This window comes from Endozoicomonas sp. ALC020 (assembly GCF_049275935.1).
In the GTDB taxonomy this organism is placed as follows: domain Bacteria; phylum Pseudomonadota; class Gammaproteobacteria; order Pseudomonadales; family Endozoicomonadaceae; genus Endozoicomonas_A.
This window is the reverse complement of sequence record NZ_CP184830.1, coordinates 1564832-1579481: the sequence shown is the minus strand read 5'-3', so window position 1 is coordinate 1579481 and position 14650 is coordinate 1564832. Positions and strand designations below refer to the sequence as shown.

Genomic DNA, 14650 nt, shown 5'->3' with positions numbered 1-14650 from the left:
ATAATCACGCATTTTAAAATACAGAAGCCGACAACCACTGAAAGCCGTGTTCACTGGATAATACAAGGCCTTTCTGTTGTTCCCTTCCTTGCCAATCTTTTCTACCTTGCCCCGGCGTTAATCAGTAGTCTCGCGCAGTCAGCATTGCCCATCCCGGTTGCGATGGCGAGTGGGGTAGTGCCATCCGACAAGGCGGCGTTGAGAGCTGCCCCGGCGTTGATCAGGAGTTTCACGCAGTCGGTATTACCGAACTCAGCAGCGATGTACAGTGCGGTGGCACCACCCGAACGGGCAGCGTCAAGGTTTGCCCCGGCGTTGATCAGGAGTTTTACGCAGCCAGTATGGCCTTTCCCAGCAGCGATAAACAGCGGGGTGGCACCATGCGACAAAGTTGCGTTGAGATCCGCCCCCTCTTCAATCAGGAGTTTCACGCAGTCGGTGTTATTTTCCTGCGCAGCCATGAACAGTGGGCTGGCGCCATCCTCAGTCCGGGCGTTGATATCCGCCCCGGCGTTGATCAGGAGTTTCAGGCAGTCGATATGATTTTCTTGCGCAGCGATGTACACAGGGGTGGCACCACTGTTGGCCCCAGCATTGAGATCTGCCCCTTTATTGATCAGGAGCTTCAAGCAGTCGGTGTTATTTTCCTGGGCAGCGAAGAGCAGTGGGGTGGCGCCATCCCTATTCCGAGCGGTGTTGACGTCCGCTCCGGCGTTGATCAGACGTTCGACGACATCCGTGTGCCCCCTGATGGATGCCAACATCAAGGCAGTCAAACCATCCGTCATAACGGCATTGACATTGACGCCTTCTGCCAGCGACCTCTCCACCTGATCCAACTCCCCGTAATTACAGGCATCATAAAATGCCTGATCGGGGAAAAATGTATCAGGGTGAGATTCACCGGTGTTCAGATTCACCAAAGGCGTCGGGTCTTGTCGACACATAGCGCACCGACGTGAGCCGATGGGCTGATCAACAAAGCACCTTGAAATACAGTCCAGATCGAAGCGGTGACCACAACATTGGGTTTTGACGACTACAGGGGGCAGACTTCGGCCATGAAAGCAAGCCAGACAAATAGGGCAGTGATCGGCCTTCAGTGTCCATGGGGAGAGTACAGAGAGCAATGCGATCCGTAAAAAGAACATCTGTATTGGTCTGGCAAGTGAGAAGGGTTTGATACAGAAAAATTATGGTAGTTTATTTATGGGCCTATCAAAGTTTACTGTGGCTAAATAATCACGCATTTTAAAATACAGAAGCCGACAACAACTGAAAGCCGTGTTCACTGGATAATACAACGCCTTTCTGTTGTTCCCTGCCTTGCCCGGGCATTGATCAGGAGTTCCACGCAGTCGGTATGGCCCATCCCGGTTGCGATGGCGAGAGGAGTGGTGCCATCCGACAAGGCGGCGTTGATGTCTGCCTCGGCTCTGATCAGGCGTTTCAGACACTCGATATTGCCCTCCCGGGCTGCGATGAACAGCGGGGTCGCGCCATCCTCAGTCCTGCGGGCGTTGAGATCGGCCTCGGTGTTGAGCAGGAGTTCCACGCAGTCGGTATGGCCCTTCTGGGCTGCGATGAATAGCGGGGTGGTGCCATCCTCACCCGGGATGTTGATATCCGCCCCGGCACTGATCAGGATTTTTACGCACTCGGTATTGCCCATCTCGGCTGCGATGTGCAGGGCAGTGGTGCCGTATTTGGTCCGGGCGTTGAGATCCGCCTCGGCGTTAATCAGGTGTTTCAGGCAGTCGGTGTTATTTTTTTGTGCGGCGACGTGCAGCGGGGTGCCGCCATCATTATTCTGCTTGTTAAGGTCCGCCTCTGCTTCGATCAGGAGTTGTACAATATCGGTGTTATTTTCTTGTGCAGCAATGAACAACGGGGTAGCACCCTCCTCGATCCAGACGGCGTTGAGATCCGCCCCCTCTTTGATCAGGAGTTTCACGCAGTCGGTGTTATTTTCTTGTGCAGCCATGAACAGTGGGCTGGCGCCATCCTCAGTCCGGGCGTTGATATCCGCCCCCTCTTTGATCAGGAGTTTCAGGCAGTCGATATGATTTCTTAGTGCAGCGATGTACACAGGGCTGGCGCCACTCTCAGTCCGGGCGTTGATATTCGCCCCCTCTTTGATCAGGAGTTTCACGCAGTCGATGCTATTACGCAGGACGGCGACAAAAATCGGGCTCATGCCATCTTCAGATCGGGCATTAAGATCTGCCCCGGCCTTGATCAGGAGTTTCAGGCAGTCGGCGTTATTTTCCTGGGCAGCCAAGAGCACCGGGGTGATGCCACTCTTATGCCCGGCATTGGGATCTGCCTTGGCTTCGATCAGGGCTTCCACGCAGTCGGTCTTGCCTTTCGCAGCAGCGATGAGTAGCGGGGTGTGGCCAGCCTTATCCTTGACGTTGAGGTTCGCCTTCGCTTCGATCAGGGCTTTCACGCAGTCGACGTTGCCCAACTGGGCGGCCATGGACAGTGGGGTGGAGCCATCCTCAGTGCCAGCATTGAGATCTGCCCCGGCCTTGATCAGGAGTTTCATGCAGTCGGTGTTATTTTCCTGGGCAGCAGCGAACAGTGCCGTGGCACCAGTCTCACTGGCAGTGTTGAGATTCGCTCCGTGGCTGATCAGGCGTTCGACGATAGCCTTGTGCCCCCGGTAAGATGCGATTATCAAGGCAGTGACATCATCATACCTAACGGCATTAATATTGACTCCTTCTGCCAGTGACTTCTCCACCTGATCGAAATCCCCGTCATAACAGGCAGTATAAAACGTCTGATTGGGGAAAAATGTATCCTGGTGAGATTCACCGGTCTTCAGATTCACAACAGGCATGGGGTCTTGCCGACACATCGCGCAGTGTCGTGAGCCAACGGGCTGATGAACAAAGTGTCTTGTAATGCAGTCCAGATGGAAGCGGTGGCCACATTGGGTTCGACATTGGGTTTTGACGTCCATTGGCGCCACATCGCGGCCATGGAATTCATCGTGACAAATAGGGCAGACATCGGCCTCCGACTTTACGTCAGCTCCAATGGTGAGAGGGGGGCGAGCAATACCATCCATAAGTAAAACAACTGTGAAAGCAGCAAAATAATATAGATATGACATGAGAGCGGTAGGATAGTTCATTTATGTGGCTGTAAAGTCCACTGTGGCTAAATAATCACCTATTTCAAAATATCTGATGCATATCTGCCGCAATACCGGCACCGGGTCATGCCGACCTGTCGCACACCGGCCTCATTCACCTTCCCTGCATTGCCTCTGTTGCCTGCCTGGTCCCGGCGTTGGTCAGGAGTCTCGCGCAGTCGGCATTGCCCATCTCTGTTGCGATGGCGAGAGGAGTGGTGCCGTCCGACAAGGCGGCGTTGATGTCTGCCTCGGCTCTGATCAGGCGTTTCAGACATTCGATATTGCCTTCCCGGGCTGCGATGAACAGCGGGGTCGCGCCATCCTGAGTCCTGCGGGCGTTGAGATCGGCCTCGGTGTTGAGCAGGAGTTCCACGCAGTCGGTATGGCCCTTCCGGGCTGCGATGAATAGCGGGGTGGTGCCATCCTCACTCGGGATGTTGATGTCTGCCCCGGCACTGATCAGGCGTTTCACACACTCGGTACTGCCCATCTCGGATGCGATGTGCAGTGCAGTGCTGCCGTATTTAGTCCGGGCGTTGAGATCTGCCCCGGCGTTGAGCAGGAGTTTCAGGCAGTCCGTGTTATTTTTTTGCGCAGCGATGTGCAGCGGGGTGCCGCCATCATTATTCTGCTTGTTAAGGTCCGCCTCTGCTTCGATCAGGAGTCTCACAATATCGGTGTTATTTTCAAGTGCAGCAATGTGCAATGGGGAGGCACCATGCTCGATCCAGACGGCGTTGAGATCCGCCCCCTCTTTGATCAGGAGTTTCACGCAGTCGGTGTTATTTTCTTGTGCAGCCATGAACAGTGGGCTGGCGCCACTCTCAGTCCGGGCTTTGATATCCGCCCCCTCTTTGATCAGGAGTTTCATGCATTCGATATGATTTTCTTGTGCAGCGATGTACACAGGGGTGGCACCATTGTTATTCGGGGTGTTGATATCCGCCCCCTCTTTGATTAGGAGTTTCACGCAGTCGATGCTATTACGCAGGACGGCGACAAACAGCGGGCTCATGCCATCTTCAGATCGGGCATTAAGGTCCGCCTCGGCCTTGATCAGGAGTTTCATGCATTCGGTGTTATTTGCCTGGGCAGCCAAGAGCAGCGGAGTGGTGCCATTCTCAGGCTTGGCGTTGGGATCTGCCTTGGCTTCGATCAGGAGTTTCACGCAGTCGGTGTTGTCTTCCGCAGCAGCCATGATTAGCGGGGTGTTGCCATCCTCATCCTTGGTGTTGAGGTTCGCCTTGGCTTCGATAAGGGCTTTCAGGCAGTCGGTATTGCCCATCTCGGCAGCGATGGACAGAGGGGTGGCACCATTCTTGGCCCTGGCATTGAGATCTGCCCCTTTATTGATCAGGAGCTTCACGCAGTCGCTTTTATTTTCCTGGGCAGCGAAGAGCAGCGGAGTGGCACCAAGCTCATTCCGGGCGTTGAGATCCGCCTCGGCGTTGATCAGGAGTTCCACGCATTCGGTATTGCCATTCACAGCAGCCATGATTAGAGGGGTGTCGCCATCCTCATTCCGAGCGGTATTGACGTCCGCTCCGGCGTTGATCAGACGTTCGACGACATCCGTGTGCCCCCTGATGGATGCCACCATCAAGGCAGTCAAACCATACGTCATAACGGCATTGACATTGACGCCTTCTGCCAGCGACCTCTCCACCTGATCCAAACCCCCGTAATAACAGGCATCATAAAATGCTTGATTGGGGAAAGATGTATCCGGGTAAGATTGACTGGTGTCCAGATTCACTACAGGCATCGGGTCTTGCCGGCACACCGCGCAGTGTCGTGAGCCGATGGGCTGATAAACAAATTGTTCTGAAATACAGTCCAGATGGAAGTGGTGGCCGCAGTGGGTTCGACATTGGGTTCTGACGTCCACTGGCGCCACATCGTGGCCATGAAATTCAGTCAAACAAATAGGGCAGACATCGGCCTCCGACTTTACGTCAGCGCCAATGGGGAGAGGGGGGTGAGCAAGGCTATCCATAAGAGTTGAACATTCTTGATATCCAATAAATAGTACTGATCAGACATAAGAAAATTACGATAGTTCATTTGTTTGGCTATTAAGTTTGCTGCGGCTAAATAATCACCAATTACAAAAACTCAGAAGATGGGAACACCTGAAAGCCTTGTTCACTGGACAACATAATGTCTTTCTTTTGTTTTTTTCACCGCCTCTGTCCCCCTCTTTGCCCCGGCGTTTATCAGGAGTCTTGCGCAGTCGGCATTGCCCATCCCGATTGCGATGGCGAGAGGAGTGGTGCCGTCCGACAAGGCGGCGTTGATGTCTGCCTCGGCTCTGATCAGGCGTTTCAGACACTCGATATTGCCCTCCCGGGCTGCGATGAACAGCGGGGTCGCGCCATCCTCAGTCCTGCGGGCGTTGAGATCGGTCTCGGTGTTGAGCAGGAGTTCCACGCAATCGGTATGGCCCTTCTGGGCTGCTATGTGCAGTGCAGTGCTGCCGTATTTAGTCCGGGCGTTGAGATCTGCCCCGGCGTTGAGCAGGAGTTTCAGGCAGTCCGTGTTATTTTTTTGCGCAGCGATGTGCAGCGGGGTGCCGCCATCATTATTCTGCTTGTTAAGGTCCGCTTCTGCTTCGATCAAGAGTTTTACAATATCGGTGTTATTTTCTTGTACAGCAATGAACAATGGGGTGGCACCCTCCCTGATCCAGACGGCATTGAGATCTGCCCCCTTGTTGATCAGGAGTTTCACACATTCGATGTGATTTTTTTGTGCAGCGATGAACAGTGGACTGACGCCATCTTTAGCCCGGGCGTTGATATTCGCCCCCTTTTTGATCAGGAATTTCAGGCAGTCGATATGATTTTCTTGCGCAGCGATGTACACAGGGGTGACACCATCGTTATTCGGGGCATTGATATTCGCCCCCTCTTTGATCAGGCGTTTCATGCAGTCGATGCTATTACGCATCACGGCGATGAATAGCGGGGTCATGCCATCTTCAGTTCGGGCATTAAGATCCGCCCCGGTCTTGATCAGGGCTTCCATACAGTCGCTATGACCCATCGCAGCAGCGATCATCAGCGAGGTGCTGTCATCCTTATTCCGGGCGTCGGGGTCTGCCTTGGCTTTGAGCAGGGCTTTTACGCAAGCGGTATGGCCATTCGCAGCAGCGATGAACAGCAGGCTGCTGCCAGCCTCGGTCCGGACGTTAGGATCCGCCCCGGCGTTGAGCAGGAGTTTCACGCATTCGATGTAATTATTTTGTACCGGAATGAAAAGCGCGGTGACGCCATCCTCATCCCTGGTGTTGAGGTTCGCCTTGGCTTCGATAAGGGCTTTCAGGCAGTCGGTATTGCCCATCGCGGCAGCGATGGACACAGGGGTGGCACCATTCTTGGCCTCAGCATTGAGGTCTGCCCCTTTATTGATCAGGAGCTTCACGCAGTCGCTGTTATTTTCCTGGGCAGCGAAGAGCAGTGGGGTGCCGCCATCCTCATTCCGAGCGGTGTTGACCTCCGCTCCGGCGTTGATCAGACGTTCGACGATATCTGTGTGCCCATTGATGGATGCCAACATCAAGGCGGTCAAACCATCCGTCATAACGGCATTGACATTGACGCCTTCTGCCAGCGACCTCTCCACCTGATCCAAATCCCCGTAATCACAGGCATCACAAAATGCCTGATTGGGGAAAGATGTATCCGGGTAAGATTCACCGGTGTCCAGATTCACTACAGGCATCGGGTCTTGCCGGCACATCGCGCAGTGTCGTGAGCCGACGGGCTGAAAAACAAATTGTTCTGAAATACAATCCAGATGGAAGCGGTGGCCACAGTGGGTTCGACATTGGGTTCTGACGTCCACTGGCGCCACATCGTGGCCATGGAATTCAGCCAAACAAATAGGGCAGACATCGGCCTCCGACTTTACGGCAGCGGCAACGGAGAGAGGGGGGTGAGCAATGCTATCCATAAGGGTTGAACATCCTTGATAACCAATAAATAGTACGAATTAGACATAAAAAAAGTACGATAGTTCATTTATTTGGCTATAAAGTTTGCTGCGGCTAAATAATCACCTATTGCGAAAACTCAGAAGATGGAAACACCTGAATGCCGTGTCCTCCGGACAACCTAACGCCTTTCTTTTGTTCCTTTCACCGCCTCTACTCCCTCTCAGCCCCGGCGTTCATCAGGAGTCTCGCGCAGTCGGCATTGCCCATCCCGGTTGCGATGGAGAGAAGTGTGGTGCCATCCGACAAGACGGCGTTGATATCTGCCTCGGCCCCGATCAGGCGTTTCAAACACTCGATATTGCCTTCCCTGGCTGCGATGAACAGCGGGGTCGCGCCATCCTTAGTTCTTCGGGCGTTGAGGTCGGCCCCGGCGTTGATCAGGAGTTCTACGCAGTCGGTATTGTCCTCCCTGGCTGCGATGAACAGCGGGGTCGCGCCATCCTCAGTCCTTCGGGCGTTGAGGTCAGCCCCGGCGTTGATCAGGAGTTTCAGGCAGTCGGTGTGATTTTCTTGTGCAGCCATGAACAACGGGGTGACACCCTCCTCAATCCAGACGGCGTTGATGTCGGCCCCGGCGTTGATCAGGAGTTTCACGCAGTCGATGTGATTTTCTTGTGCAGCGATGAACAGTGGGCTGGCGCCATCCTTAGCCCGGGCGTTGATATCCGCCCCGGCGTTGATCAGGAGTTTCAGACAGTCGATATTGCCCCTCTGGGCTGCGATGAATAGCGGGGTGGTGCCATCCTCACAGGGGATGTTGAGATCCGCCCCGGCGTTGATCAGGAGTTTCAGACAGTCGATGTTATTTTTTTGCGCAGCCATGAACAACGGGGTGGCACCATCCACGAGCCAGACGGTGTTGAGATTGGCCCCGGCGTTGATCAGGAGTTTCACGCTGTCAATGTGATTTTCTTGTGCAGCGATGAACAGTGGGCTGGCGCCATCCTTAGCCCGGGCGTTGATATCCGCCCCGGCATTGATTAGAAGTTTCACGCAGTCGCTGTGATTTTCCTGGGCAGAGAGGAACAGTGCCGTGGTACCAGTCTCAGAGGTGGCGTTGAGATTCGCTCCGGCGTTGATCAGGCATTCGACGATAGCCTTGTGCCCCCGGTAAGATGCGATCATTAAGGCAGTGAAATCATTATGCGTAAAGGCATTGACATTGACGCCTTCTGCCAGTGACTTCTCCACCTGATCCAAATCTCCGTAATAACAGGCATCACAAAACGTCTCATTGGGGAAAAATGCATCCGGATGAGATTCACCGGTGCTCAGATTCACTACAGGCATCGGGTCTTGCCGGCATATCGCACACTGTCTTGAGCCAACGGGCTGAGAAACAAATTGTCTTGAAATACAGTCCAGATGGAAGTGGTGGCCACATTGGGTTTTGACGACCACTGGCGGTACTTCGTGGCCATGAAAATCAGCCAAACAAATTGGGCAGACATTGACCTCCGGCTTTACGTCAGTTCCCATGGAGAGGAGGGCGAGCAATACCATCCATAAGTAGAACATCTGTGAAACCTGCCAGATAGTACAGATTAGTCATAAGAACAGCAGGTTAGTTCATTTATGTGGCTATTAAGTTCCCTGCGGCTAAATAATCACCTATTTCAAAATCTCAGAAGATGGGAACACCTGAGAGCCTTGTTCACCGGGAAGGATGTTAATTTTCCTGCATTGTCTCTGTTTCCTGCCTTGCCCCGTGATAGATCAGGAAATTCGCGCATGAGGTATTGCCCATCCTGGTTGCGATGGCCAGTGGGGTGGTGCCATCCGATAAGGCGGCGTTGGGATCCGCCCCGGCTTTGACAAGGAAACCCAGGCAAAAGATATTGCCCTCCTGAGCTGCGAGGTACACCGGGGTGGAGCCATCCGTAGTCCGGGCGTTGGGGTCCGCTCTGTTTTTGAGCAGCAGTCTCATGATTTTGTTGTTATTATGCAGGATCGCGATTAGCAAGGAGGTGCAGCCATTCGGCAAGGCAGCGTCGACATCCGCTCCAGCTTCAATAAGTTTTACCGTGCAGCAGGTGTTATTTTCCTTGACAGAGGTTAGCAAAGGGGTAAAGCCGTCCTTGTTCCGGGCGTTAAGATTCGTCTCAGCTTTGATCAGGAGTTCCAGGTTGTCGACGTGATTGTTCTGGGCAGCCAGGGACAGTGGTGTGGCGCCCAGGGAATCGGCGGCATTGACTTTCGCCCCGGCGTTGAGCAGGAGTTCCACAACGGCAGGGTTATTTTTTCTGGCAGCCAAGAGCAGTGGTGTGGCGCCATCCTCAGTCCGGACAGCGTTGACCTGCGCCCCAGACCTGATCAGGTGTTCGACGACCTCCTCGCTCCCGGTCGAGGATGCTATCATCAAGGCGGTGAGATCATCAGTCATAACGGCATTAACATTGACTCCTTCTGTCAATGACTTCTTCACCTGATCCAAGTCCCCTTTATAGCACGCACTTAAAAACACCTCGTCGGGGAAAGATTCATCCGGGTAAGTTTCGCCGGTGTTCTTATTCACCACAGGCATGGGGTTTTGCTCGCACACCATGCAATGGCGTGAGCCGATGGGCTGTTTAACCACATGCTTGGAAATACAGACCCGATCGAAGTCGTGGCCACATTGGGTTCGACATGGGGTTCTGGCAGCCAGAGCCGCCACATCGCGGTCATGGAAATCAACCGGACAAACAGGACTGGCATCGGCCTTCGCCGCCTCTTTTTCCGCCACGGCGTTGCTCAGTAGTTTCACGCAGTCGATATTGCCCAGCTTGGTTGCGATGGACAGCGGGGTGTTACCATTGGGCAAGGTAGCGTCGGGATCTGCGCCCCTGTCGATCAGGCGTTTCACCACATTGGTGTTATTTTTTCTGGCAGCAAAGTGCAGCGGGGTGGCGCCATATTTATTCCGGACGCGGGGGTCCGCCCCTTCGTCGAGCAGGAATTGCACGAAGTCGGCATTGCCCTTATCGATTGCCTCGAACAGCGGGGTGCCGCCATCCTCATCCCGGACCTTGAGATCCGCCCCATTCTCTAGCAGGAGTTTAACCATATCGGCGTTATTTTTTTGGGCAGCCAAGTGCAGCGGTGTGGTGCCAAACATAGTGGGAGTGTGGACATTAGCCCCGGCTTTGATCAGGCGTTTCACGCAGTCGATATTATTTTTCAGGACTGCGATGGCCAGTGGGGTTTTGCCATCGGGCAAGTCAGTGTCGAGATCCGCCCCATTGTTGAGTAAGAGTTCCAGAATGTCGGTTTTATTGTCCTGGGCAGCGCAGAACAGCAGGCTCCTGCCATAGGCAGTGGGCTTATTGACGTTTGCCCCGGCATTGAGCAGGTGTTTCACGCAGTCGATATTATTTTCCTGGACTGCGATGGCCAGTGGGGTGGTACCATCGGGCAGGGCAGCGTTGATATCCGCCCCATTGTCGAGCAGGAGTTGCATGCAGTCGCTATTGCCCATCTCGGCTGCTAAGAACAGCGATGTGGCGCCCTTCATATTCCGGTCGTCGATATCCACCCCTTTCTCGAGCAGGAGTTTCACAATATCGGTGTTATTTTTTCGGGCAGCGAAGTGCAGCGGGGTCTCGCCATCCTTATTCCGGGCGTTGAAATCCGCCTCGTTTTCGAGCAGGAGTTTCACAATGTCGGTGTTATTTTCATGGGCAGCGGAGTGCAGCGGGGTGTGGTCAATCTTATTCCGGGCGTCGAGCTCCGCCCCTCCCTCGAGCAGGAGTTTCACAATATCGATGTTATTTTTTCGGGCAGCGAAGTGCAGCGGGGTGTCGCCAAACACAGTGAGCATGTTGACATTCGCCCCGGCTTTGATCAGGTGTTTCACGCAGTCGATATTGCCCATCAGGGCTGCATAGTGCAGCGGTGTGTCGCCACACTCATTGCGGGCGTCGAGCTCCGCCCCTTTCTTGAGCAGGAGTTTAACAATATCGGTGTTATTTTTTAGGGCAGCGAGGTGCAGCGGAGTGGACCTACTAGAGGCTTGGACAGCGTTAACGTCTGCCCCGTGTTTGATCAGGTGTTTGGCGATGTCTGTGTACCCCCTAAAGGATGCCGTTATCAAGGCAGTGCAATTATCCTTCATAGCGGCATTGACATTGACTCCTTCTGCAAGTGACTTTTTCACCTGATCCAAATTTCCATTCAAGCAGGCAACTGAAAACACCTGGTCGGGGAAAAACTTGTCCGGGTGAGATTCACCGGTTTTCAAATCCAACACAGGGAACGGGTTCTGTCCGCAATGCAAGCAGCTGCGTGAGCCTATGGGCTTATAAAGAAATAGCCATGTAAGATAGGCCAGATGAAAGCGGTGGCCACAGCGGGTTTGACATTCCTGTTTGAGGTCCACATCCGCCACATCGCGGCCGTGGAACTTAACGAGACTGACAAAACAGATATCGGCCTTCGACGTTACGTCATTGCTCGAGGGAAGACGGTGGGGATTAATAGCGTCCATAACTAGAATCTCCATGTTATTCAATAAGTTATATAAGTTAGACACAAAAAAAGTACGATAGTTCATTTTTATGGCTACAAAGTTTTTTGTGGCTAAATCATCACGCATTGCAAAACTCAGGGGATGAAAACACTTGAAAGCCGTGTTTACAGGATGATGCAGAGTCCTTCTTCTGTTCTTCTTGTCTTAGCCTCGTTAATGGCTTCCACGCAGTCGAAATGGCCCATCATGGTTGCGACGTTCAGCGGGGTGGCGCCATTGGTCAGAGCAGCGTCCGGATCCGCTCCTTTCTCGAGCAGGAGCTGTACGCACTTGCTTCTGCGTTTGAAGACTGCGACGAACAGCGGGGCGAAGCCATCCGAGAGAGCGGCGTTGGGATCTGCCCCAGCGTTGAGCAGGAGTTCCAAACATTCGGTATGGCCTCCGTCAGCAGCTACGAACAGCGCAGTGGTGCCGTGTTCAGTCCGGGCGTCGAGATCCGGCTCTTTCTCGAGCAGGAGTTGCACGCAGTCGGTCTTGCCTCTGAGGGCTGCGGCGTACAGTGGAGTGACGCCATTCAACAAGGCGGTGTTGGGATTCACCCCTTTGTCGAGCAGGAGTTTCACGCAGCCGCCAGAGCCCTGCTGGGCTGCCATGGACAGCGGGGTGGCGCCATCCGAAGTCCGGGGGGTGTTGAGATTTGTCCCGTTGTCGATCAGGAGTTTCGCAATTTCGGTGTGATTTTTTTGTGCAGCGAAGAACAGCGGGGTGACGCCATTCTCATTCCGGGCGTTGATATCCGCCCCGTAGGTGAGAAAGAGCTTCACGCATTCGATATTGCCATTCTGTGCTGCGATGTGCAGCGGGGTCATGCCAGAGGACAAGACGGCGTTGGGATTCGCCCCGGCGCTGATCAAGAGTCTCACGGAGTCAATAGAGCCCGTCTGGGCCGCCATGGACAGCGGGGTGTGGCCATCCTTAGTCTGGGGGAGGTCGAGTTTCGCCCCCTTACTGATCAGCAGTTCCACAATGTCGGTGTGATTGTTTTGCGCAGCGAAGAACAGTGATGTAACGCCTCTCTCAGCCATAGTGGCGTTGACGTTCGCCCCGTTGTTAATCAGGACTTCGGCTAATTCTGTGTGCCCCTCAGCGGATGCAATCAACAAGGGATTGAAATCATAACTCATAACGGCATTGACATAGACTCCTGCTGCCAGTGACTTCTTCACCTCATCCACATCCCCATTCCAGCAGGCACGAGAAAACGCCTGGTCGGGAAAAAACTCGTCCGGGTAAGATTTACCGGTTTCCGTATCCAACGCAGGGAACGGGTTTCCTCGGCAATACGCGCAGCTGCGTGAGCCTATGGGCTTATGAACAGATAGCATCGTAAGACAGTCCAGATGGAAGATGTGGCCGCAGTGGCTTTTACATTTAGGGTTGTGTTGCGCAGGCGCCACATTGCGGCCATGGAACTCAGCAAAACAAATATCACATTTATCGGGCTCCGACGTTAATTCAGTGCTGGTGGGGAGAGGGGGGTGATTAAGAGTAATGGCATCCACAAGTAGAACCTTCATGTTATTAAAGTAAGTTATACGAATTAGACAAAAAAAAAGTAGATAGTTCAGTTTTATGGCTACAAAGTTTTTTGTGGCTAAATAATCACGCATTGCAAAACCCAGGGTATAAAAACACCTGAAAGCTGTTTTTACAGGATGATGCAGAGCCCTTCTTCTGTTCCCCTGCTTCTCTCGGCCTCATTAAGGGCTTCCACGCACTCGGTATGGCCCATCCTGGTCGCGATGGACAGCGGTGTGCTGCCATCTGGCAAGGCGGCGTTGGGATCTGCCCCAGCGTTGAGCAGGAGTTCTAAACATTCGGTATGGCCTCCCTCTACAGCTACGAACAGCGCAGTGGTGCCGCGTTCAGTCCGGGCATCGAGATCTGGCCCTTTCTCGAGCAGGAGTTGCACGCAGTCGATCCTGCCTTTAAGGGCTGCGGCGTACAGCGGAGTGACGCCATTCAACAAGGCAGTGTTGGGATTCACCCCTTTGTCGAGCAGGAGTTTCACGCAGCCGCCAGAGCCCTGCTGGGCTGCCATGGTCAGCGGGGTGGCGCCATCCGAAGTCCGGGGGGGGGTGAGATTTGCCCCGTCGTCGATCAGGAGTTTCGCAATTTCGGTGTGATTTTTTTGTGCAGCGAAGAACAGCGGGGTGACGCCATTCTCATTCCGGGCGTTGATATCCGCCCCGTAGATGAGCAAGAGGTTCACGCATTCGATATTGCCTTTCTGTGCTGCGATGTGCAGCGGGGTCATGCCACAGGACAAGACGGCGTTGGGATTCGCCCCGGCGATGAGCAAGAGTCGCACGGAGTCGTTAGAGCCCTGCTGGACTGCCATGGACAGCGGGGTGTAGCCATCCGTAGTCCGGGGGGAATCGAGTTTCGCCCCCTTATTGATCAGGAGTTTCAAAATATCGGTGTGATTTTGTTGTGCAGCGAAGAACAGCGGGGTAACGCCATCCTCAGCCATAGCGGCGTTGATGTCCGCCCCTTGGTTAATCAGGACTTCGGCGAGGGTTGTGTGCCCCTCACCGGATGCCATCAACAAGGCATTGAAATCACCCTTCATAACGGCATCGACATAGACTCCTTCTGCCAGTGACTTCGTCACCTGATTCAAGTCCCCGTGAAGACAGACATCATAAAACCTCTTATCGGGGAAAAACTTATCCGGGTAAGATTTGCCGGTTTTCATATTCAACACAGGGAACGGCTTTCCTCGGCAATACGCGCAGCTGCGTGAGCCTATGGGCATACCATAAAATAGCCTCGTAAGACATTTCAGATGGAAGAGATGGCCACAGTGGGTTTTACATTCGGGGTCGTCTTCCACAGGCGTGACATCTCGACCACGGAACTCAACGAAACAAATATTACATTCATCGGCCTCTGAAGTTACTTCAGTGCTCATGGTGAGAGCAGAAAGACTAATTGTATTCATAAGTAAAACCCCCGTGTAATTTAATGAGTTATACAAATTTAGACACTAAAAAAGTAC

General features: G+C 53.6%; 8 protein-coding genes. All 8 read right to left on the bottom strand.

Annotation, left to right across the window (positions count from 1 at the left end):
* Positions 1 to 101: 101 nt before the first annotated feature.
* A complete protein-coding gene (locus tag ACOJUO_RS05070; protein ID WP_422139132.1) occupies positions 102 to 1151 on the bottom strand; it encodes an ankyrin repeat domain-containing protein in 1050 nt (349 codons plus the stop codon).
* A gap of 137 nt (positions 1152 to 1288) precedes the next feature.
* The gene (locus tag ACOJUO_RS05065) at positions 1289 to 3076 is read right to left on the bottom strand and encodes an ankyrin repeat domain-containing protein (RefSeq protein ID WP_422139131.1); all 1788 of its coding nucleotides are present in this window, start codon (positions 3074 to 3076) and stop codon (positions 1289 to 1291) included.
* A 181-nt stretch (positions 3077 to 3257) separates the two neighbouring features.
* Positions 3258 to 5141: an ankyrin repeat domain-containing protein gene (locus ACOJUO_RS05060; protein ID WP_422139130.1), complete on the bottom strand. Its 1884-nt coding sequence runs from the start codon at positions 5139 to 5141 to the stop codon at positions 3258 to 3260.
* 149 nt (positions 5142 to 5290) lie between these two features.
* Complete coding sequence (locus ACOJUO_RS05055) at positions 5291 to 7099, bottom strand: ankyrin repeat domain-containing protein (RefSeq protein ID WP_422139129.1); 1809 nt, start codon at positions 7097 to 7099, stop codon at positions 5291 to 5293.
* A 193-nt stretch (positions 7100 to 7292) separates the two neighbouring features.
* The gene (locus ACOJUO_RS05050) at positions 7293 to 8660 is read right to left on the bottom strand and encodes an ankyrin repeat domain-containing protein (protein WP_422135643.1); all 1368 of its coding nucleotides are present in this window, start codon (positions 8658 to 8660) and stop codon (positions 7293 to 7295) included.
* A gap of 151 nt (positions 8661 to 8811) precedes the next feature.
* On the bottom strand, positions 8812 to 11607 hold the full coding sequence (locus ACOJUO_RS05045; protein ID WP_422139128.1) for an ankyrin repeat domain-containing protein: 2796 nt from the start codon (positions 11605 to 11607) through the stop codon (positions 8812 to 8814).
* 146 nt (positions 11608 to 11753) lie between these two features.
* Positions 11754 to 13151, bottom strand: coding sequence for an ankyrin repeat domain-containing protein (locus ACOJUO_RS05040; protein WP_422139127.1), 1398 nt, complete (start codon positions 13149 to 13151; stop codon positions 11754 to 11756).
* A gap of 146 nt (positions 13152 to 13297) precedes the next feature.
* On the bottom strand, positions 13298 to 14593 hold the full coding sequence (locus ACOJUO_RS05035; RefSeq protein ID WP_422139126.1) for an ankyrin repeat domain-containing protein: 1296 nt from the start codon (positions 14591 to 14593) through the stop codon (positions 13298 to 13300).
* Between the last annotated feature and the right edge of the window lie 57 nt (positions 14594 to 14650).

Bases quoted from the DNA above. Each gene is read 5' to 3' on its own strand.
- ACOJUO_RS05055 (WP_422139129.1), bottom strand. From the start codon at position 7,099: ATGGATAGCATTGCTCACCCCCCTCTCTCCGTTGCCGCTGCCGTAAAG.
- ACOJUO_RS05045 (WP_422139128.1), bottom strand. From the start codon at position 11,607: ATGGACGCTATTAATCCCCACCGTCTTCCCTCGAGCAATGACGTAACG.
- ACOJUO_RS05050 (WP_422135643.1), bottom strand. From the start codon at position 8,660: ATGTTCTACTTATGGATGGTATTGCTCGCCCTCCTCTCCATGGGAACT.
- ACOJUO_RS05070 (WP_422139132.1), bottom strand. From the start codon at position 1,151: ATGTTCTTTTTACGGATCGCATTGCTCTCTGTACTCTCCCCATGGACA.
- ACOJUO_RS05065 (WP_422139131.1), bottom strand. From the start codon at position 3,076: ATGGATGGTATTGCTCGCCCCCCTCTCACCATTGGAGCTGACGTAAAG.
- ACOJUO_RS05060 (WP_422139130.1), bottom strand. From the start codon at position 5,141: ATGGATAGCCTTGCTCACCCCCCTCTCCCCATTGGCGCTGACGTAAAG.
- ACOJUO_RS05035 (WP_422139126.1), bottom strand. From the start codon at position 14,593: ATGAATACAATTAGTCTTTCTGCTCTCACCATGAGCACTGAAGTAACT.